Here is a 19,618-nt window from a genome sequence, read left to right on the forward strand (position 1 = left end):
GGGGTATTTATGGTAGACTGGGCCAACATAACACAACGAATACGAGTGCAGAACCAACGTTGCCGTTAATTGACGCGTTGGTTTTTTACGCGAAAATCACAGGAGGTATCGTTCATGTTAACCGTCAATAATGTCAGTATGCAGTTCTCCGACCGGAAGCTCTACGACGAAGTCAATCTTAAGTTTACCCCGGGGAATTGTTATGGAGTCATTGGCGCTAACGGCGCCGGTAAGTCCACGTTCCTGAAAATCATTGAGAACAAGCTCAAGCCAACGACTGGAACGGTGTCCATGGGCCCGAATGAACGGATGTCCAGTTTGAACCAAGATCACTTTGCGTTCGAGAATGAAACGGTTTTGAACACCGTGATGCAAGGGTACAAGAAGCTCTATGACATCATGACTGAGAAGAATGCCATCTATATGAAGGCTGATTTCAGCGACGCAGATGGGATTCGTGCCGCCGAACTTGAAGCCGAATTTGGCGAAATGGGTGGTTGGGAAGCCGAAGCCGAAGCGAGCCAAATGTTACAATCGCTGGGTATCGATGAGTCCCTTCACCAAGTTCCGATGAGTGAGTTGACGGAACCCCAAAAAGTGAAGGTCTTACTGGGGCAAGCCTTATTCGGTCATCCCGACGTCTTACTTTTGGACGAACCAACCAATGGGTTAGATGTCCAATCCATCAGCTGGTTGGAAAACTTCTTGGCGGGTTACGAAAACACCGTTATCGTTGTTTCTCATGACCGTCACTTCCTGAACCAGGTCTGCACGCATATGTGTGACGTGGACTTTGGAAAGATCACGTTGTTTGTTGGAAACTATGACTTCTGGATGGAATCTAGCGAATTGGCTGCTAAGCTGAAGGCTAACGCCAACGCTAAGAAGGCTGACCAAATTAAGCAATTGCAAGAATTCGTGGCTCGGTTCAGTGCCAATGCTTCGAAGTCTAAGCAGGCTACCTCACGGAAGAAACAACTTGAAAAAATTACATTGGATGACATCAAGCCATCTTCTCGTAAGTACCCCTTTATCTCGTTCAATCCAGAACGGGAGCTGGGGAATGACCTGGTTCGCGTGGAACATTTAAGCAAGACGATTGATGGCGTCACGATTCTTGATGACGTTAGTTTTACCTTACGTCCAGGTGAGAAGGTCGCCTTCATCAGTCGAAATGACTTAACAACCACAATTCTGATGCAACTCATTTCCGGTGAGTTGAAACCCGATAGTGGAACCATTACTTGGGGTCAAACGACCAGCACAACTTACCTACCCAAGAATGTCAACGACTACTTCGCTGACAACGAGATGTCTGTGATCGATTGGTTACGACAATTTGCTTCCAAGGAAGAAAGTGACAACACCTTCCTCCGTGGATTCCTCGGGAAGATGCTGTTCTCTGGTGACGATGTCAATCGTGAAGTTGACGTGATGTCCGGAGGGGAAAAGGTTCGGGCAATGTTATCCAAGATGATGTTGAGCAAGGCGAATGTTCTCCTGTTAGACGACCCAACTAATCACTTGGACTTGGAATCCATCACGGCCTTAAATGACGCGTTGGTGTCCTTCAAGAGTAGCATTCTCTTCACCTCCCATGACCACGAGTTCATTCAAACGATTGCCAACCGTATCATCGAAGTCTCACCAAAGGGAATCGTTGACCGAGCTGATACCACTTATGATGAGTTCTTGGGCCACCAACAGGTTCAGGATCAGGTCGCAGCGCTGTACGCCGAATAAAGATGGTTAACCGGTCTTAATGCTGGCTACCTTCTGACGCACGTTTCGACCATCAAAATTCAAAAAGCAAAAGGGATGACAGCTGTCGTTCCTTTTTTTTACGATCCGCGATGTCTTAGACCTATCGTGTCGTTTAGTTCCCATTAAGCTCTCAATGCTAGACTGGTTGTCATGAACGAAGTCACGAGATTCAGAAAGGATGAGTGTGTTATGAAGTCAAGCCATCAAGGCCCCAAGCGTTGGTTAGTCTTTGTCTTGGCAGGAGTTCTCTTATTTATCGGCGGTGGGGGGACAGGTTACCTGCTGGGTCAACAACAGGCCAAGTCTGCCCAAACGCAGCAGATGAAGAATGCCCCCAAGGGGATGGGTAAGCGTCCTAGCAAACCAAGCGGCATGCCAAGCCAGAGTGGATCGAGTCGTCAGTAAATGAAATTTAGAAACGGCAACTCGGAAAATGAGTGGCTGTTTTTTTGTGGGTTGCGGACCCAATTCTCCTGTATTAATCTAGCAATGGTGAATCGAAGTAAATTAGAGGAGCCCCCTAAACTTATTGTTACAATTATGTTACAATGAGGCAATCATCAGAGGAGGAGATTCACATGGATTCACAGGACCGCATTGATTTTAAGCTCGGAGCTAAAGCTCAGGTGTTGGATCATTTCAAATTCTATTTTCTACTAACTATTCTTTGGCTGGCCTTGGGGTTCATTGGGGGTCTGACCTATCAACGCAGTATGAACTGGATTATGGCTATTAATAATAATTCTGGATTCGTGTTGGGCGGTGGTCTGTCGTTGGCCGGTGTTTTAACGATTGCCTCGTCAATCATGCGGGTGGGTTCCCAATTGACTATGATTGATTTGGATCGGGGAAAAGTCACCATGGATAACCCGATTCAACGGAGTTTTGCCTTATTTGACAAGGGACAGTATTTCTTAGGCTGGCTCTTTATTGCCATTCTGGTAGGTATTTTTACCTTCCTGTGGAGTCTGTTATTCTTTGTTCCAGGGATGATTAAAGCTTATGCGTATTCGCAATCATTTTATATCTATCGTGATGCCATTGACCGGAACGATCCGATCACGCCATTAGAGGCGATTACGGAATCTCGTCGGTTGATGAACGGTAACAAGGCCTTCCTCTTCATCCTGGACCTGAGCTTTATTGGGTGGCTGATGTTGCAGGGAATTACCTTTGGCTTTGCGGCATTGTTCGTTCAGCCATACTATGACCAGACCCGGGCCAAGTTCTATAACCAGCTGGTGATTCGTGATGAAGAGACGTCGTCAGCGGGCACCTTTACCGGGAATCAAGGGCCGAAAGCTTAACTTAAGATGATCAAAACGGGAGGGCAGCGGTTTAGCGGGCCCTCTTTCTGCTGGACAACGTGGGTGATTGTTTTTTTCGTCTTAGGGGTTGTCTTTTTAACTGTACTAGGTATAATAGTACACACAGAACAGATGGCCAAACCAAGGGGTGAAGAGCATGCAAGTTAACGATCAATCCGGTCTGCCCTATTACGAGCAGCTGGTATTGCGGGTAAAACAGCAAATCGTTCAGGGAATCTTGCGACCGGGAGACCGGTTACCGTCGGTGCGTGAGATGGCGCGCCAGGAACAGTTGAATCCTAATACGGTGAGCAAGGCTTATAAACAGTTGGAATCCCAGCACGTCATCTCAACAGTTCATGGCAAGGGGACTTACGTGCGAGAGGCCATGGCACCGGCCGGAGATTCCGCGCAAGTCGTTGCAACCAAGAAGCAATTATTAACGCTACTGACGGAAATTCAATATCTCGGCGTGCCCTTAGAAGACGTTGTGAGTTGGATTAAAGTGGCCTATGAGGGGGAAGAACAGTGACTTTAAGTGTAGCAGGATTGAGTAAAGAGATCGGTGGTCGACAGATCATCCAGGAGATTACGTTTGAATGGGCACCCGGAGAGATCCTCGGGTTGGTCGGTCGAAATGGGGTTGGAAAGACCACTCTATTTCGAAGCATGATGCATCACTACGTCCCAGAAGCCGGGCATGTGACGGTGGATGGTCAGGATATCCAGCAGGTCCCTAGTCGTCAGCAGCAATTGTTCTTTATCGACACACAATATAACTTCTTAAGTAATTATCGGTTATGGGAATTGCCAGATTTTTTCAAGGCAGTTTATCCCCGATTCGACGAACAACGGTTCACAGCATTGTTAGCTGAGTTTAAGCTCGATCGAAATAGTCAATATCGTCGTCTTTCGAAGGGAATGCGCGCATTGGTTAATTTAGTGTTGGCTTTGACGTCTAATGCGACCTATATCATCCTTGATGAACCCTTTGACGGGCTAGATGTGATCGTTCGTGAAAATATCGCTTCGATGGTGATTGACGAGGTGGCCGATCAGCAGAAGGGGTTCTTGATTTCATCACACGACTTGAATGAACTCGACGGGTTGAGTGACCGGGTATTGTTGTTGAAGGACAGTAAGTTAGTTCGTGATTATAATCTGGAAGACATCCGGGCCAAAGCTAAGAAGATTCAGCTTGTACTCAATGACCGGGTTATTCCAACGGTCTTAAAGGAACACAGCCAGTTAATTCGAGTTTCTGGGCGGGTATTGGTGGTGGTCATTACCGATTACACACCGGAAATTGATCGGGCCCTCAAGGACCTGAACCCCGTGTTGTTTGAGGAATTACCATTAACATTGGAAGACCTGTTTCGGGCTAACTTAGCGCACGAGACCGGTTATCAACTGATGAAGTAGGAGGGGCAGACATGTTTAGCAATAAGTTAGATCGTTTAATTTGGCGACGGCACCGTAAATTAATGGCTGTCATTGGGGGGATTACCTTATTAGGGACCGTCATGATGACCTTGATTTTACTTCATACGTTGAAACAGATCTCAGGATCTGATATTCAGATTGTTTCGGGGTCGATTCATAAATGGCAAGTGTACAGGGGAAGCTACTTTACTGCCTATTCCTGGTGGCTGATCTTCGCCTTTTGGTTGGGTGGCCTGGAAATCATGCACCTCGACCTACGCGATCACTTCAATGAATTTCTCTTCAGCAGTGGGTTCAGTCGGTTAAAGGTGTACTGGGCCAAGCTTCGAATTGCCCTCGGGACTTTATTGGGAATGTCAGTTGTGATTATTGCCATTCAATATCTTCTTTACTGGCTCAGCAAGCCAGCTGGCACGACATTCACGCTGGCTTGGCCGGGACTAATCACGTCTTGGGCGATGGGCCTGGCCATCTCAATTGGGATGTTCTCTCTGAGCTGGTTTGCCGCGCTCATTGTTGGCCAGACGGGGTCACTCATTGTGACGATCTCAGGCTTTACTTTTTCTTTAGTTGGCTTAAGTGGAATTGGTGGTAATATCTTAAGTGGGTCCTGGTTAAAGGTCTCAAAAGCGGCCCTGCCGTGGGTCGGCGCGGGCACTTGGCTCGTGTCCGCCGTGGTCCTTTTTATCTGGGGAGCCGCACTGTATCAGCATTTATCACTCGAACATAATGGGGAATATCTTTTGTTCCCACGCTTACGGGTTCCGGTATACATTGTCTTTGTGGTGTACGTGACGTGGCTGTATAGTTACGATGCCGATGGGATGACCATGGCAGTGGCCTTTATTTTAGCGGCTCTCTTTGGTTATGGTTGGCTTTGGCGGCCCCGGTTGGGTGAGAAGTGGCATCAATGGCGAGAAAGCAAACAGGCTAAAGAGTAGGAATTAAAAATAGAAACATCGAATGGTTATGGCTTGGGGAAGTCAGTCATTCAAGGGGGAGCGTTTGCCCGTTGGGGAACGGTTGAACGACAAAAGAAAAGCACCGCTGGTAACTTTGCCAGCGGTGCTTTTCTTTTGGTCCAACGGTACCAAGCATAGGTACCAATAGGCTTGTTCAGATAACGGTTGTGCCAGATGGGAGGCAGGCGTGATCCGGGCGCCTGGATGCTAATTGACAATTGTGTTTCGCGTAAGGGGGGATAACCTCTCTTGGCGGGGCATAGCGAAAGCATGATTTAAATGGCGTTTGTGAGGTACCAATTATAGATAGATTCGGCCTGCTCTGCAGTCAGATAACGCAAGGCAATCGCTTGATTACGATTGCCGTGACGGACGTTGACAGTGAGGTGCATGAGGTGTGTTCGTTTCATCCAGATCGACTGACGTAGGCGAACGGACTGGATTTTAGCCAGCGGGACCAAGTAGGTTTCGCGGGTCCACCAGTGGCCAGTGCGTAAGACCAAAAGATGACGGTTGACTATGCCGCCTCCGGTATTATTGGCTGCAAACAGCCCCTGACCAAAGGCGATGATTAAGACCAGGTCAAAGAGGGCATTCCAAGTCGGCCAGAGCCAAGTCGCGATGGCGACTGGGACTAAGGCGATAAGTAACGCATTGCGGACCAGTAGCCAACGACGACCATTGGTCACGTTTAGGGCCGATACGTCCGGGGAAGTGGTCGGTGCCCAGTCGACGAAAGGTCGCAAATCAGCATAGCTTTGTTGCAGGGTGACGGCAGGCAGGAGAACCAGATCGTCGTTATTGTCCTCGGCTGCCGCGCGGGAAGCTAGGAGGAGTTGGGTCGTTTGAATCGCAAGCCATTGGCGAAAGATGTTCTGTTTGAAACGAACCGCTTGAATACGTTGTAAGGGAACGGTGATTGTGTTGCGTTGGAAGAGCCCCTTGGCAACCTGAATTTTGTCACCGGTCCGAATAGCTCGAAAATGAAAGTAGCGAATGAGAAGCATGACTACCGTGAAAAGCCATGCGATCAGCGCAATCGCCAGACCACCAATGATGAGAAACAGACCACTTAAATGGGCCAAGTCCGATCCCAAACGTTCGATAAGGTTGTGTGGGAGCTTGCCATAGACTCCCAAAGCTACTAAGAGAATGGGGATGAATCCCGTTGACGTGAGGACGAATTGCCATTTTGTCCGAGTCGACAGGGTATAAGTGGCCTGTATGGTGGGGATAGCGACTGATTCTGTAGATGCCGCTGTGGTACTGTCGGTTGGGGCAGCGTTGACTGCTTGGCGATAGCGCTCGATGAGGGCAGCAACCTCTGGCTTTACTGCGGCCAGTCGGACCTCGGGTTTGCCTTGTTCGTGGCTGGCCGTCTCAACCGAAACCTCCTCCAAATGAAAGGGGGCCAAGTAGAACCACTGCTTCCGCTGTACCGTTTGGATGCGGACATACGGAATATGCTCATGATGGCGAACCAGAATGCCAGAGTGAAATTCCAGGGCCGTTGGGGTGACCCGATAACTGATGGACCACCAACTGATCAGGGGCCAAATAATAAAGATGAGGATCGCCGCGGGGATGAGGAGCTTGCCCCACCAAGATTGGGACTGCGCGATAATAATAAGAAAGAGTGGCCACCAATTTTTGACCGACTTGGCGAGATGGTCGAGGAGGCCTAAGGGGTGGGTTCGTTTAGTTTTGGTCATGACGGGCCTCCCGGGCGAGTTGCATGATCTGATCGCGCAACTGTTCGGCGGTTGTTAGCTCTAATCCGTCAATGGTGTGGGTCGTGGAAGCTGTGGACACGGTGATCTTAGACAACTTCTGCCACTGGAGTAAGGGCCCCGCATTGAGTGTCACGTTTTGGACGCGAGCAATAGGGATGGCGACGCGCTTCTTGAAGATGAAGCCGGCCTGCATCTCAACGGCGGTGTCGGCAATCATGTAGCGGGTGAAACGGTAACGATAGGGAATAAGGGCTGTTTCAATGATTGGTTCACCAACAGCGATAACGAGCATCGTGACGGTCAGCCAGGCCGCCCAATCCCAGTAGGTCTGAGCCAGCCAGAATAGGCCGGTTACGACGAGTAGAACGAGTAGGCTACCGCTGGCGCTGATTCCCCAAATCAGCTTGATTCGGTTGGGTAGCGGGTGTTGTGTTTGTGGCATGATTAACTTCCTCTCCTTGTTAGAAACAGTGTAACAAGGACGGCGTGAGGCGACAACCCATCGCGAAAGAAAAATATTTTTGATGGGCGATCTAGACCAGTCATCGCGGCAGGTGAAACGATTAACCTAAGCGAGATGATGGTGGTTTAGGGTTTGACGACTTGGTCAGAGGTCCGTATAATATTGTCCAATAAGCAAACAGTCCTTTGAAGTTAGTCCCGTGAGGCTAACAAAGGTGCGGTAGAAACTACTGGGAGACCAGTGGGTGCTAGCGGCTGGAATCCTCGCGGGATTCGGCCGCTTTTTTTGTAGGTCCGGGGATTGAATATACCTACTTGGAGGAATTTATAATGGCTCAAATTTATGTTGCAAGTCCGTTCTTCAGTCCCGAACAAATCGATCGCGTTCAACGGGTAGAACAGGCCTTAGAAGCCAATCCCACAGTTGTTGATTTCTACTCGCCACGATTGCACCAGGACGCTGAACATGAACAATTCACGAAGCCCTGGGCAACTGAGATTTATCACCGTGATATGGATCAAATTGCGGCGGCACAAATCGTTGTGACAGTTATTGACTTTGAGGCTGAAAACGTCGATTCCGGTACGGCCTATGAGCTGGGGGTGGCCACGATGAGTCACAAGCCAATTATCGTCCTACAAGAGAAGACCGAACAGGTTAATTTGATGATTTCGGAAAGCCTGCACTGGTATACCCAAGATGTGAATGCTCTCACAACTTATGATTTTCAGCAGTTACCTAGCAACACGTTTACCGGAAAAGTGCTGTAATTCATGACAATCAAGGAGGGATTAACACATGGCACAGGAAGTCAAATCACTGGTTAAAGCACCAGCCAAGACCTATGGACGCGTCGACGCGGTACCGCGTGAGAATCGTCGCATGGGGAACTGGGATTTATTTGCGACCTGGATTGGGGCCAATGCCAACAATGGGACCTGGTATATCGGTGGGGTCATTGCGGCGTGTGGGTTCCTGACGGCTTCGACGACTCTGATGGTCGTCGGGGTTCTGGCATACGTATTGCTGGCTGCAGCCAGCTACATGGGTTATCGCACAGGATTGCCCGCGATGGCCCTGACTCGCGCGTCGTTTGGCTTGCGGGGGAGCATTGTTCCATCGTTGATTAACGTCGTTCAGTTCATTGGCTGGGCAGCAGTGAATACCTTCATTGCGGCGACGTCAATCAGTTACATATTTGGTGAGCTCTTCGGTTGGCCGCTTTACGGCAAACCAGGTGGCACTTTTGGCCTCATTGTGGGGATCGTCATCATGAGTGTACTCCATCTTTTGAGTATCTCGATGGGGGAGCGGTCGGTTCGATTGATCGAACGGATTGGCATTGTTCTAGTCGTTGTCTTCGTTCTCTGGGAGTCGGTCGTTGTCTTTCAGACCGTGTCCTTCCATGATATTGTGAGTTGGCAACCACCTCATGCCTTGAAGATGTCCTCTGGTGTGGCGGCGGATACTCTGGCGGCATTTAATCTGGCCTGGGTCACAGCAGCCTCTGATTTTAGTCGGTTTACGAACAAGCGCTCGGCAGCGACGACTGCGTCATTTCTGGGAGCCAACATCGGTCTCTTCTGGTTTGCCTTGATTGGGCTCTTTGCCACGATTGGGACGGCCGTGTCATTGAACCATTTTGATCCGAATAACTCTGACCCCAGTACGGTAGCCGCTAAATTAGGACTTGGGGTGATTGCACTGCTGGTGATTGTCTTAACCAGTACGACAGCCAATGCCGTGAACCTAATGTCTGCTGGGTCGGCTTTAACTAATATCACGCATCGACTTTCTCTAAATGTGAGTCTGTGGGTGGTCACAATTCTGGCGACAGCGGTGAGTTTTATTCCGGTTTATCTCGCTAGTTTCCTGGACGTTTTCGAAACTTTTCTCGATGGAATCGGCATGTTTTTGGGACCCGAGATTGCCATCTTCTTGCTTGACTACTTCGTCTTGAAACGTCGTCGTTATCAACTTAAGGAATTTACGACTATTCGCGGTGCTTACTGGTACGTTCATGGTGTGAACTGGGTAGCTGTGGCGAGCTGGGCTCTGGGAGTCGCCTCATACTGGGGCCTCAAACAGGTTAGTGTGATCGCAGATACAGTGGGGGCTACATTTATTGCCATGGCTTTGACGGCCTTGATTTACTGGATCGGCATGTCGGTGACAACGGCTAAAATCCCTGCTCAGGCTATTGCGGAAGATTAGCTCATCGGCTAGGCGACGACAATGAAGTCGTTGTTTTAGTCGAATTCGTGACCATCCGAATGAGTAGAATGTGCGGAGTGGGTCAAAAATAAATTAAAAACTGGTAAGCATGGTTAGGGAATCTCCCAATTATGCTTACCAGTTTTATTTGGCGAAAAGTATTCTGTGATGCCGCTATGAGCCGCTAATATCGTGATTAGATCCTAATTTCTGGCTGCTGCGCTACTAGCCGCAGCGTCTGCTTGCTTTTTCACGTAGTCGATGGCAATGACCAGGCCAACCAGTAGGAGCTCTTCTTGGTCATCAAAAATGGTGATTTCATATTTGTCACCGACGCTGAACCACCGTTTGCGAATCTGGCCGACGGCTGTTCCTTGGCGCAAAACGTCAAAATTCATATCCCAGAAGTCACCAGAAACCGTGAGACCAGCTGCTTTTAGATCATAGCGAGGTTTCAAAAAGGTGAAGCGTTTTTGAATGGTCGCCACTGATCGACCATCAATCTCCAGCGTGAACTGGGGTAACAGGGCGAAGGGTTTCTTAGTGACACTGGCCACGATACGGTCGTTGAGATCGAGAATATCGAAGTGTTTCGGAATACGGAAGACACTGCCGACTGCGTGATAAACGGGGTTGTCACGTTCGTCGAGGATAGCGAATCTGTCTCGCAGAGCCAAGACCTTCTGATTGAGGTAAAGTTTGTGCATGTTTTTCCCTCCAATTTGAGTTGACGTTTGAGTGCTTAAAACCATCATAGTCGATTTTTTCGACTAAAGAAAGGCCCCACGCGCCGAGTGTTCAAGGAAGGGCGGGGGGCTGATTTTGAGTAGTTGGCTTTAGCGCAACCACGTTTTCATGGATGGCCAACTCTCTTGATTAACCACGATTCGTGGTGTTGCGTTGAGATCGGTTTGGTCAGTGACGATCCCGGAGTTCAGGGTAGCCACCCAATTAAGTCGTTGACGTGCTAGGAATTGATTAATTTGGGTGGTACCTGAACCATAAGGAAAGGCAAATGACGTTGCGGCAATGCCGGTATGTTGTGTCAATTCCTGTTTGGATTGCTTGAAATCCTTTTGAAACCGGCCCACAAAATGTGGTTGCATGAACACGGGTTGAAAACGGGCGTTCAAATGGTGCAGGTTATGCGTGTGTAGTCCCAGAGTCATGAGGGATCCAGCAGACTTTTGAGCCGTCTGAATCTGACGCCAAGTTGCTAATTGCGTGCCTTCGCGGTATTCGCCGGTATTCCCAGTGATAATGAAGGCTGTGAAGGGAAAGTTGTAGTGCTTCATCACGGGGATGGCATTGTCGACGACAGTGCGGTCGATGTCATCGAAGCTCAACACAGCGTATTTGCCGTGGATTGGTTTCCCCGCCTGAACCATTTGGGTCATGGTGTTAGCGGAGATAACTTGTACGTGGTGGTCCTTTAAAAATCGCATTTGTGATTTGAATTGGTCCAACGGCACGTTGAATTCGTGGAGTTGGGAATTGTTTGAAAGGCCCTGAACCAGTCGTGTGGGTAGGCTATCCTGGAGTACCCGGTGGTAACAGAAGACCATGATGCCATCTTTGACCTTTTGGTATTGGGCGGGTAACGCGTAGCCAGCTTGCATGTGTTGCTGATGATCGGCCTGTCGGTGGGCGGTCCAGCCCAGAGTGAAGAGGAGGGTAACCAGCAGGCTCACTAAGAGGCTCTTACGGAATAAACGCGACATTAGTGTTCCTCCTTTTTTAGACAGGCCCATCGCCAACCGGCATAAATGGGAACCAGGATAAGCAGAAGGCCAATCAATGCCAACAAGTGATCGTCGGCGTGAGTTTTCAAATTGAACAGGAGGTAAAGACTGACCAACGTATCGCTGTACCAGCCGGCTTTAAAACTAATATTGGCCAAGATAATCGTTGCAACAAACCCCCAAAGGGCTGTCAGCACGGCTCCGCGAACGTAACGACTGAAACGACTGGTTTGATGGCGAATGATAGGATCTATTGGTTGTTTTTGCATGTTAAATTCCCCGATCTGGACTGCGCCAAGTGCCAGTCCGTTGTGGACTAATGAAGTAAGAGCCAATGGCTGAAAGACAGCTGACCAGGTTGACCATCCAGTAGTAGAGGACGTAGACCGGAACGAGTAATAACTCGGGGACTGCAAGTTTGGCAGTCACTTGTGAGGACAGGAAACCCACAGTAAATTGGATTCCACTCAGAAGCAAAAGGATTACGAGAAGATTGCCATCCAAATCCAGGCCGTGAAGGAAGAGCAGCTGAATGGCGTAGCTGACGACGCTCAACGCCGTCAGTACGGCCCATAAATTACTGACGACCGTCTCCAATAGAAGGAAACGTTGGCCCCAAGGGTTGCGGTAGAAACCGCGCCAATTGGTAACCAGGACTTCAAGGCCGCCCCGTGACCAGCGTTGACGTTGCTTAATCAGGCCGCGTAAACGCTCGGGAACCAAGATCCAGCAGATGGCCCGCGGCTCATAGGCGACGCGCCAGTGGTGCCGGTAGAGACGCCAGGTGACGTCGATGTCTTCGGTCATGACGTCAGGGTTCCAGCCGCCAACCGCAACCAGTGCCTCACGACGGAAAGCGACGATGACTCCGGAAACAGTGGTAATGCTGCCGGTTAGATAGGCTTGCGCTTTCTTGATGAGATCGATCACCCCAATGTACTCCAAAAGTTGGAGGCGACCTAACAGATTGGAACGATTACGGACGACCGGTTTCCCCGTCACAGCACCATAGTCCGGTTGGGCGATCAACGTGGTGATTAATTGGGTGACGGCGTCCGGTGATAGCAACGAGTCGGCATCAATAGCGACGAGGTAGTCTCCCCGAGCTACTTGTAGGCCTTGATTTAAGGCGTTGGCCTTCCCCTGGTTCACCGGCAGTGCCACGATGGTCATATCGAGTTGTTCACGCCACTGGTTTTTGAGTGAGATCATGAGATCTCGTGTGGCATCGCTACTGCAATCATCAATCAAAACCACTTCATAATGGCTGTAGTCCAACGCAGCTAAGGACTGGATCGCCTCTTCTAGTGTGGCAACTTCATTGTGGGCCGGTACTAGAATCGAGACAAATGGAGCCTCAGCGGGCTTGACCAGGGTGCGTGATTGGTGCTGCCGATAGAGACTTGAAAACAGACAGCCGGTAATCCAAATGATCGAAACAAAGATGGGATAACCGACCACAAAGGCCGTACTTAGATTGTTAAACCACATAACTTTAAATTTCTCCCCCAATATTGAACATAAACGCTATTAACAAACTTGATCTAGAGCATAGCATGCTAGGGCGGGGGGTGAAATGATGGAATTGAATTGTGGTAAAAACGTAAGCTTTAATGATTATATTTATTTTTAATTGTTTTTACTCGAGCGATCGACGGGAATTTTTACGGGTCACCGTGGTAGAATGAAGAGTGGAAAGATAAGAATTGGAGGGTGATCGGAATGATGCAAAAAATGCCAATTTTACCATTAGTGGACCGGTTGGTTGCGGGTGAAAGTGTCACGCTATCCACGGACGTTGGCCAGGATGTGTTAATTCAGCCAGAGGTCATTGAAGGTCGCATGACTGGAAATTATCTGAGTAGCGCTTTACCAGGTGTGCGTTACGATGACCCGCGAATTATCTTAAAGGAAACGCTGACAGACTTTGATGAACGTAACATCACCATTACCAGTATCGATTAGTCCGGTTGTTAAATAAACATGGCAGACCCCCTTTGGCCCATCGGGCAAGGGGGCCTTGTCTATATTATCAAGCCGATTGAAAAGTGAAGTGAAGTAAAGTGAAGATTGACTTTGCGATGTTAACAGCACGGGAAATTCTGAAGATTCAGCTGTTAACCTTTATGAATGACCATGGACGGCACTTTAATTTGACCGACTTTGCGGAATCGACGTCCGTGAGCTACTCACGGGCTTATCACGTGTTGCTGAGCTTGCGAGCAGACTTGAAAGTTCTAGATGCCCAAACGACGTTGACTAAGGATGACCTTCAGACGGCAGTCACAATGGATGGTTATCGCCATTGGCTGTACACGACAAGTTTACCGTATCAAATGATGATGGCGACCCTAACCCAAAAATATCCGACAATTGCCGCCTTTTGCGAGGAACACCAGATCAGTTCCTCAACCTTTAACCGGCGGATTCGACCAATGAAACAACAACTGGCCCAGTATGACCTACAGTTTGCGGCGAATCCGCTGCGTGTGACCGGAAATGAAGCGTTGATTGAGCTGCTTTATTTCATGCTATTCAGTACCACGATTACAGCAGTCGGAGAACTTCCGGCGATTCCGGTAGCCTTGCAGCCAGTGCGTCGGGCGTTAATTGAGACTTACACGAATGATGAGTTGTATCAAGAATCCGCCAGCCTGGCACAACGCCGGGAACTTTTAATTACGGTAGCTGTCTTGCGGTGGTCGCAAGGCCACCGGTACAAGTCGCTACGATTTGCCATTGGTCATCTGGTAGATCTGCGGCAGTTGGCAGGCGTGCTGCAGGTATCACTAGGGGTTACGCCTCAGGTAGCGCTACGACAGTTGGCACCGCTGGATTATCTGCTGACGAGCTCACCATATTTTGTACGAGCCTTGCAGCCACATGCTATGGTGCGCTTGTACTTGGCTTTGAAACAACATGTTGGTAGCTATGAGTTGGCGCCAGGTGTGCCAGCACTCAGCGACTATGCCACTGGACGTAATTGGTTTGCAAATTGGTTGTTTGCTTTGTGTCAGTTCATGTTGCTGTTTCGGGTGGATCCTTTGCTACGACCAGAAATTACCGCGCTGTATCAGCCAACTGATGAATCGAAGGCGGCGGCATTGGCGATTGCAAAGTCTATGCAGAGATTGTATCCCCAGCAAGTCATTCCTGCTGACTTACGATTGGTTCAACGCTACCTGAGTAAGTACACCAATGGCTTGACACTGACGGCTGCGAAGGTCGAAATTCTGGTGACTTACGACATGATTGGGGTCACCACGGACATCTTTAACCGATTGCTCAGTGGAATTGTACATTTGAGCTTGCTAACTGATCAGACGAGGATTGATCCCCAACAACGGGGGAATTACCTGGTCATTTATGGTGTGGACCCGTTGGCGGCCGGATTTGCTGAACAACATCAGTTGGAGTCTTTCCATTGGGTTAAAGAGATTGCCTATGGGGAGAACTTGGATCGGTTGATTGGCGTGTTACGCCATCACGATCTGTCGTTATTTGCTTTAGATTTCAATAATCGAAGTCACCAACCAGACTAAAAAGTGATGACAGGGGACTCAGGCGCTTGCTTGAGTCTTTTTTTTAGGGGCGCTGATTTCAAGCTGCGGTGGAAAGGCCATAGAGCACAAACCCTATTCGTGTTACAATGAAAGCGGATACATAGATAAAAATTGGAGTGGAAAATGATGGTGGAGGAAGCGCAGTTACGCCAGTTAACACAAATTTATGGACTGGTAACTAAGTGTTACAATCAGCCCCTGGCCAGCCTTGACTTGAACTTACCCCAGTGTGAGTTGTTAAATTACGTTGCTGTAGACCAGTTGACTGTGGCACAGGCCGCGGAAAGATTGGGCTTTTCGGCGACGCGAACCTCTAACTTGGTGGTGGATCTCTGTAAGCGCGGTTATCTGAGTCAGCGGGTGATCTCGTGTGATCGGCGTCGGCGTTACTTGACGTTGACGCCCGCAGGTGAGAAACAGCTGGCCGTGATTCAACGGGAGTTGCCTGATCAACTTGCGGTAACCCTCCAACATTTAAAAAGTACAGCAGTAGAAGAAAACCGGCAGACCAGTTAAGGTCTTCCGGTTTTTTGTTGGTCATTCAAGGGGTGTGAGGCCGTCTGGTAGTGATCCCAGAGATCGGCAATGAGGCCACTCGTTACGGTTACAGTCAGGCCAGTGACGCCTAAGATAGTGAGCCCAACCGCCGTGGCGGTCACCCGACCAGTGATCACGGCATTGAGACCAGCAATCCCCAGAACAGCGATGAAGATGGGAGCGAGCATTTCTAGAAAGAATTTTGTGTGATTCATGCGTCAGCAGCCCCTTTCTGAAAAAATATGATGTTGACTATTATCCGCGCGCCTTATCTGAATTGCAAGGATCGGGGGTATTTTTAGGTTTAGTTATTTATGGGGTTATATAAAATAAAAGTTTGGTCAATCGAAATAAATCTTTACAAACCCTTTTGTGCCAGTATAATGATGAGATAGCTAAAGAGAAAGAGAGCGTGAAAAACATGAGCGACATCGTTTCAACGGAAAAGACCGGTTATGCAAACGGGCCGTCCTTGCAAGAGATCAATGGGACGGTTGCCATTCCGAAAAGTAAAGGATTTTGGAAGAACCTGATGGCCTTCTCTGGGCCGGGAGCACTGGTTGCCGTGGGGTACATGGATCCGGGTAACTGGGTAACGTCAATCGGTGGGGGTGCTCAGTACGGGTACCTGTTAATGTCCGTGATCTTGATTTCGAGTTTAATCGCGATGTTACTGCAATACATGGCGGCTAAACTGGGAATTGTGACCCAGATGGACCTGGCTCAAGCGACGCGGGCACATACCACCAAACGTATTGGGGCCATCCTATGGGTGGTGACCGAGCTAGCCATTATGGCCACGGATATTGCCGAGGTGATTGGAGGGGCTATTGCCCTGCAATTACTCTTTGGCGTTCCCCTGATCTTGGGGGTTTCCCTGACGGTTTTTGACGTGTTACTTCTATTAGTATTAACCAAGCTAGGTTTCCGAAAGATTGAAGCTATCGTAGTTTGTCTGATTGCTGTGATTCTGGTGGTCTTTGCCTATGAAGTCATTATTGCGCAACCTAATATGGGAGAAGCAGTGGCTAATCTGGTTCCGCGGACGGAAATCATGCACTCGGGGCAATTGACGATGGCCCTGGGGATCGTGGGGGCAACCGTGATGCCACATAACCTTTATCTGCATTCCTCCATTTCACAGAGCCGAAAGTTTGATCGCACGGATCCGGATGAAATGCGGCGGGCAGTGAAATTTACAACCTGGGACTCTAACATTCAGTTATTCGGCGCATTCATTATCAACTGCCTCTTGTTACTGTTGGGGGCAGCAATGTTCTTCGGTAAAGCAACCGATCAGTTGGGCACGTTTGGAAACCTCTATGCAGCCTTACAGGATAACCGACTGGCCGGAGCGGTAGCCTCACCACTCTTATCGACGTTGTTTGCAGTCGCTTTATTAGCCTCCGGACAAAACTCGACGATTACCGGGACTTTGACTGGACAAGTTATTATGGAAGGTTTTATCAATATGAAGGTTCCACTGTGGGTTCGGCGATTGGTGACCCGACTGGTCTCAGTGGTTCCCGTTGTGGTCTGCACCATTATCTATGGAGGGAACGAGGCGGCACTGGATCACTTGCTGGTCAACTCACAGGTTTTTCTATCGATTGCCCTACCGTTCTCCATGATTCCGCTGACAGTCTTCACATCTTCTAAGAAGATTATGGGTGAGGAATATGTCAACAAGAAGTGGGTGACCATCCTGGCTTGGGTCTGTACCGCCGTTCTAACTATCCTGAATCTTCAGATCGTTTGGGAAAGTCTCAGTGGGTTATTTTAACCCGGCCATGTATTGACTTTTCGGGGATGGGCCGGTATGATCACATCATAAGCAATGAAGCAGTACAGTAGTGAGGGTGGCACCGGTTAAGAGACCTAACGGCGCTGAGAGTTAGGACGACCATCATCACGAATTACCCTGTGGAGCGGCCGAGTGTTCGGCGGGTCATTCCGTTAACAATGACGAGCGGTTGTCAAAGTGACAACAACTTGGGTGGTAACGCGGATTTCAATTCGTCCCTGATGACTATTAGTCATTGGGGACTTTTTTTATTGGAAATAAACCTTAGGAGGACTTGCAGATGTCAATTATTGATGAATTAAAATGGCGTGGTGCCATTAACCAGCAAACGGATGAAGCCGGGCTGGGTGAACTGGTAAACGAAAAGGCAGTGGGTCTCTATGCCGGAATTGACCCTACTGGGGATTCCATGCACATTGGACACCTGATTCCCTTCATGATTTTGAAACGATTCCAGCTGGCTGGCCACCGGCCATACATTGTTATTGGTGGGGCCACGGGGTCAATCGGTGACCCTTCAGGTAAGAAGGCGGAACGGGTTCTACAAACGATGGACCAAGTTCGTCATAACCAAGATTGCCTGACAAAACAGATGGAACATCTCTTTGGACAGGATGGGACCTTTAAGATCGTGAATAATTACGATTGGTTATCTAAGCTCTCTCTCTTGGATTTCCTGCGTGATTATGGGAAGCTTTTTAATGTGAATAACATGTTAAATAAGGAAGTTGTGGCTTCACGGTTAGAAGTTGGGATTTCTTACACGGAGTTTACTTACCAGATCCTGCAATCGATCGATTTCCTTCATTTGTTTACGGCTGAAGATGTCCAACTCCAAATCGGGGGTGCCGACCAATGGGGGAATATTACCGCTGGGATTGACTTGATCCATAAGGAACAAGGTGCTGAGGCTAAAGCTTACGGGCTGACGATCCCACTATTGCTGAAGGCTGATGGGACTAAATTTGGGAAGTCTGAGGGGGGCAACATCTGGCTAGACCCTGAAAAGACCTCACCTTACGAGTTCTACCAATTCTGGATTAACACGGATGACCGTGATGTTGTCAAATTCTTGAAGTACTTCACCTTCTTGGATGAAGACCAAATCAAGGAGCTGGAGACGGCCGTTGCAACGCATCCAGAGAAGCGTGAAGCACAGAAGCGGTTGGCTGAAGAAGTCACGGCCTTTGTTCATGGGGATGAAGCGGTAGTTGAAGCTGAACATATTACCAAGGCGCTGTTCTCTGGTAATGTGGCTGACCTGTCTGCTAGTGAAATCGAGCAAGGTTTCAAGAAGATGCCATCCGTTACAGTTAGTTCCGAAATGAAGAACATCGTTGAATGGTTAGTTGATGACACAAAGATTGAATCTTCACGGCGTCAGGCCCGTGAAGATATCACGAACGGTGCGATTCGGGTTAATGGTGAGAAGGTCACGGATGTGGCCGCCGATGTTGACCCTAAGCGTGCTTTTGACGGTAAGTTTGTGATTATCCGTCGCGGGAAAAAACGTTATTTCTTAGTGCGGATTGCTGATTAAACTCTGAATAAGTGAGCCCAATTGCCAGTAATGGTGATTGGGCTTTTTTGAAGCTAAAATAAAAGCGAATGATCGTCGAAGAAAAAGCAGGAAACACACGGCCGTCAGTTAACAATTCAAGAGCTTTCAACTATAAGATTTGTCTTTGAAAAAAGATGAATTAATTTTCAATTTTTAGTTGACGGTAGGGGTCTAGGGTTGGTATAGTTATAGACGTTGTCACAGCAAGTCATCAACTAGACCAATTTGAAAGATTGAAATTAGTTATTGACAGAGACGATGGCGAAATGTTATATTAATTAAGCTGTTGCTTATGTGACAGACAAACGTTACGGAATATTGATACGTCAATCTTTCGTTGACATCGTACCGGTAGAATGGTATGATAATTAAGCTGATTGCTTCGGCAAACAGCTGGTAGACCTTTGAAAACTGAACATTGTTTCGACAAACCAAATATGTGTAGGGCGGTTTGATACTTGGTATCAAACCCAAACAATATTTGCGAAGTCAATTCGCTTTTATAACAAAAGTAACAACAATCGA

20 protein-coding genes and 1 other annotated feature are annotated in these 19,618 nt (G+C 48.6%); of the genes, 13 read left to right on the plus strand and 7 right to left on the minus strand.

From position 1 onward, the window contains the following. Positions 1-114 precede the first annotated feature (114 nt). From EKM71_RS09940 to EKM71_RS09965, 6 genes are all read left to right on the plus strand, one after another. Positions 115-1,743 (plus strand): ABC-F family ATP-binding cassette domain-containing protein, encoded by a 1,629-nt coding sequence (locus EKM71_RS09940; protein WP_125574463.1) that lies wholly within the window; start codon positions 115-117, stop codon positions 1,741-1,743. A gap of 210 nt (positions 1,744-1,953) precedes the next feature. Beyond that, on the plus strand, positions 1,954-2,169 hold the full coding sequence (locus EKM71_RS09945) for a hypothetical protein (protein ID WP_125574464.1): 216 nt from the start codon (positions 1,954-1,956) through the stop codon (positions 2,167-2,169). A gap of 173 nt (positions 2,170-2,342) precedes the next feature. Continuing rightward, positions 2,343-3,071, plus strand: a complete 729-nt coding sequence (locus tag EKM71_RS09950; protein ID WP_125574465.1) for a DUF975 family protein — start codon at positions 2,343-2,345, stop codon at positions 3,069-3,071. A gap of 157 nt (positions 3,072-3,228) precedes the next feature. Continuing rightward, positions 3,229-3,603, plus strand: coding sequence for a GntR family transcriptional regulator (locus EKM71_RS09955; RefSeq protein ID WP_125574466.1), 375 nt, complete (start codon positions 3,229-3,231; stop codon positions 3,601-3,603). Then, the gene (locus EKM71_RS09960) at positions 3,600-4,493 is read left to right on the plus strand and encodes an ATP-binding cassette domain-containing protein (protein ID WP_125574467.1); all 894 of its coding nucleotides are present in this window, start codon (positions 3,600-3,602) and stop codon (positions 4,491-4,493) included. Before EKM71_RS09955 ends, EKM71_RS09960 begins: the two co-directional genes overlap by 4 nt. An 11-nt stretch (positions 4,494-4,504) precedes the next feature. After that, positions 4,505-5,455, plus strand: a complete 951-nt coding sequence (locus EKM71_RS09965; protein WP_125574468.1) for an ABC transporter permease — start codon at positions 4,505-4,507, stop codon at positions 5,453-5,455. A 296-nt stretch (positions 5,456-5,751) separates the two neighbouring features. On the opposite strand, the gene EKM71_RS09970 is transcribed toward EKM71_RS09965, so the two are convergent. After that, the gene (locus EKM71_RS09970; RefSeq protein WP_125574469.1) at positions 5,752-7,188 is read right to left on the minus strand and encodes a PH domain-containing protein; all 1,437 of its coding nucleotides are present in this window, start codon (positions 7,186-7,188) and stop codon (positions 5,752-5,754) included. After that, positions 7,175-7,651 carry a PH domain-containing protein gene (locus tag EKM71_RS09975; protein WP_125574470.1) on the minus strand — a complete coding sequence of 159 codons (477 nt, stop codon included), beginning with the start codon at positions 7,649-7,651 and terminating at the stop codon, positions 7,175-7,177. The genes EKM71_RS09970 and EKM71_RS09975 overlap by 14 nt, the downstream gene beginning before the upstream one ends. A gap of 350 nt (positions 7,652-8,001) precedes the next feature. On the opposite strand from EKM71_RS09975, the gene EKM71_RS09980 reads away from it, so the two are divergent. Next, positions 8,002-8,442, plus strand: coding sequence for a nucleoside 2-deoxyribosyltransferase (locus tag EKM71_RS09980; RefSeq protein ID WP_125574471.1), 441 nt, complete (start codon positions 8,002-8,004; stop codon positions 8,440-8,442). 28 nt (positions 8,443-8,470) lie between these two features. Then, positions 8,471-9,886: a cytosine permease gene (locus EKM71_RS09985; protein ID WP_125574472.1), complete on the plus strand. Its 1,416-nt coding sequence runs from the start codon at positions 8,471-8,473 to the stop codon at positions 9,884-9,886. 203 nt (positions 9,887-10,089) lie between these two features. Here EKM71_RS09985 and EKM71_RS09990 read toward each other — a convergent pair whose 3' ends face one another. From EKM71_RS09990 to EKM71_RS10005, 4 genes are all read right to left on the minus strand, one after another. Then, positions 10,090-10,593, minus strand: a complete 504-nt coding sequence (locus EKM71_RS09990) for an LURP-one-related/scramblase family protein (protein WP_164504786.1) — start codon at positions 10,591-10,593, stop codon at positions 10,090-10,092. A 129-nt stretch (positions 10,594-10,722) separates the two neighbouring features. Next, positions 10,723-11,607, minus strand: a complete 885-nt coding sequence (locus EKM71_RS09995; RefSeq protein WP_164504787.1) for a polysaccharide deacetylase family protein — start codon at positions 11,605-11,607, stop codon at positions 10,723-10,725. Next, entirely contained in the window at positions 11,607-11,897 is a 291-nt protein-coding gene (locus EKM71_RS10000; protein ID WP_125574475.1) for a hypothetical protein, read from the minus strand. The genes EKM71_RS09995 and EKM71_RS10000 overlap by 1 nt, the downstream gene beginning before the upstream one ends. A 1-nt stretch (position 11,898) precedes the next feature. After that, entirely contained in the window at positions 11,899-13,119 is a 1,221-nt protein-coding gene (locus EKM71_RS10005; RefSeq protein WP_125574476.1) for a glycosyltransferase family 2 protein, read from the minus strand. 231 nt (positions 13,120-13,350) lie between these two features. Here EKM71_RS10005 and EKM71_RS10010 point away from each other — a divergent pair, with 231 nt between their 5' ends. The 3 genes from EKM71_RS10010 to EKM71_RS10020 all read left to right on the plus strand — a co-directional run bounded on the left by EKM71_RS10010 (position 13,351) and on the right by EKM71_RS10020 (position 15,707). Further along, the gene (locus tag EKM71_RS10010) at positions 13,351-13,593 is read left to right on the plus strand and encodes a hypothetical protein (protein ID WP_125574477.1); all 243 of its coding nucleotides are present in this window, start codon (positions 13,351-13,353) and stop codon (positions 13,591-13,593) included. A gap of 98 nt (positions 13,594-13,691) precedes the next feature. Next, complete coding sequence (locus EKM71_RS10015; protein WP_125574478.1) at positions 13,692-15,170, plus strand: helix-turn-helix domain-containing protein; 1,479 nt, start codon at positions 13,692-13,694, stop codon at positions 15,168-15,170. Between the two features lie 147 nt (positions 15,171-15,317). After that, positions 15,318-15,707, plus strand: a complete 390-nt coding sequence (locus EKM71_RS10020; RefSeq protein WP_125574479.1) for a MarR family winged helix-turn-helix transcriptional regulator — start codon at positions 15,318-15,320, stop codon at positions 15,705-15,707. Here the strand turns inward: EKM71_RS10020 and EKM71_RS10025 are convergent. Next, entirely contained in the window at positions 15,704-15,943 is a 240-nt protein-coding gene (locus EKM71_RS10025) for a hypothetical protein (RefSeq protein WP_125574480.1), read from the minus strand. The genes EKM71_RS10020 and EKM71_RS10025 overlap by 4 nt on opposite strands. A gap of 206 nt (positions 15,944-16,149) precedes the next feature. Between EKM71_RS10025 and EKM71_RS10030 the strand changes: the two genes are divergently transcribed. Both EKM71_RS10030 and tyrS read left to right on the plus strand, forming a co-directional pair. Continuing rightward, the gene (locus tag EKM71_RS10030; RefSeq protein WP_125574482.1) at positions 16,150-17,511 is read left to right on the plus strand and encodes an Nramp family divalent metal transporter; all 1,362 of its coding nucleotides are present in this window, start codon (positions 16,150-16,152) and stop codon (positions 17,509-17,511) included. Between the two features lie 45 nt (positions 17,512-17,556). Next, positions 17,557-17,755, plus strand: a binding site (T-box leader). A 57-nt stretch (positions 17,756-17,812) separates the two neighbouring features. After that, entirely contained in the window at positions 17,813-19,072 is a 1,260-nt protein-coding gene (tyrS, locus tag EKM71_RS10035; protein ID WP_125574481.1) for a tyrosine--tRNA ligase, read from the plus strand. Positions 19,073-19,618 lie beyond the last annotated feature (546 nt).

It is taken from the genome of Levilactobacillus huananensis (assembly GCF_003946145.1).
GTDB lineage: Bacteria > Bacillota > Bacilli > Lactobacillales > Lactobacillaceae > Levilactobacillus > Levilactobacillus huananensis.

Bases quoted from the DNA above. Each gene is read 5' to 3' on its own strand.
- EKM71_RS09940 (WP_125574463.1), top strand. From the start codon at position 115: ATGTTAACCGTCAATAATGTCAGTATGCAGTTCTCCGACCGGAAGCTC.
- EKM71_RS09945 (WP_125574464.1), top strand. From the start codon at position 1,954: ATGAAGTCAAGCCATCAAGGCCCCAAGCGTTGGTTAGTCTTTGTCTTG.
- EKM71_RS09950 (WP_125574465.1), top strand. From the start codon at position 2,343: ATGGATTCACAGGACCGCATTGATTTTAAGCTCGGAGCTAAAGCTCAG.
- EKM71_RS09955 (WP_125574466.1), top strand. From the start codon at position 3,229: ATGCAAGTTAACGATCAATCCGGTCTGCCCTATTACGAGCAGCTGGTA.
- EKM71_RS09965 (WP_125574468.1), top strand. From the start codon at position 4,505: ATGTTTAGCAATAAGTTAGATCGTTTAATTTGGCGACGGCACCGTAAA.
- EKM71_RS09970 (WP_125574469.1), bottom strand. From the start codon at position 7,188: ATGACCAAAACTAAACGAACCCACCCCTTAGGCCTCCTCGACCATCTC.
- EKM71_RS09975 (WP_125574470.1), bottom strand. From the start codon at position 7,651: ATGCCACAAACACAACACCCGCTACCCAACCGAATCAAGCTGATTTGG.
- EKM71_RS09980 (WP_125574471.1), top strand. From the start codon at position 8,002: ATGGCTCAAATTTATGTTGCAAGTCCGTTCTTCAGTCCCGAACAAATC.
- EKM71_RS09985 (WP_125574472.1), top strand. From the start codon at position 8,471: ATGGCACAGGAAGTCAAATCACTGGTTAAAGCACCAGCCAAGACCTAT.
- EKM71_RS09990 (WP_164504786.1), bottom strand. From the start codon at position 10,593: ATGCACAAACTTTACCTCAATCAGAAGGTCTTGGCTCTGCGAGACAGA.
- EKM71_RS09995 (WP_164504787.1), bottom strand. From the start codon at position 11,607: ATGTCGCGTTTATTCCGTAAGAGCCTCTTAGTGAGCCTGCTGGTTACC.
- EKM71_RS10000 (WP_125574475.1), bottom strand. From the start codon at position 11,897: ATGCAAAAACAACCAATAGATCCTATCATTCGCCATCAAACCAGTCGT.
- EKM71_RS10005 (WP_125574476.1), bottom strand. From the start codon at position 13,119: ATGTGGTTTAACAATCTAAGTACGGCCTTTGTGGTCGGTTATCCCATC.
- EKM71_RS10010 (WP_125574477.1), top strand. From the start codon at position 13,351: ATGATGCAAAAAATGCCAATTTTACCATTAGTGGACCGGTTGGTTGCG.
- EKM71_RS10020 (WP_125574479.1), top strand. From the start codon at position 15,318: ATGGTGGAGGAAGCGCAGTTACGCCAGTTAACACAAATTTATGGACTG.
- EKM71_RS10025 (WP_125574480.1), bottom strand. From the start codon at position 15,943: ATGAATCACACAAAATTCTTTCTAGAAATGCTCGCTCCCATCTTCATC.
- EKM71_RS10030 (WP_125574482.1), top strand. From the start codon at position 16,150: ATGAGCGACATCGTTTCAACGGAAAAGACCGGTTATGCAAACGGGCCG.
- tyrS (WP_125574481.1), top strand. From the start codon at position 17,813: ATGTCAATTATTGATGAATTAAAATGGCGTGGTGCCATTAACCAGCAA.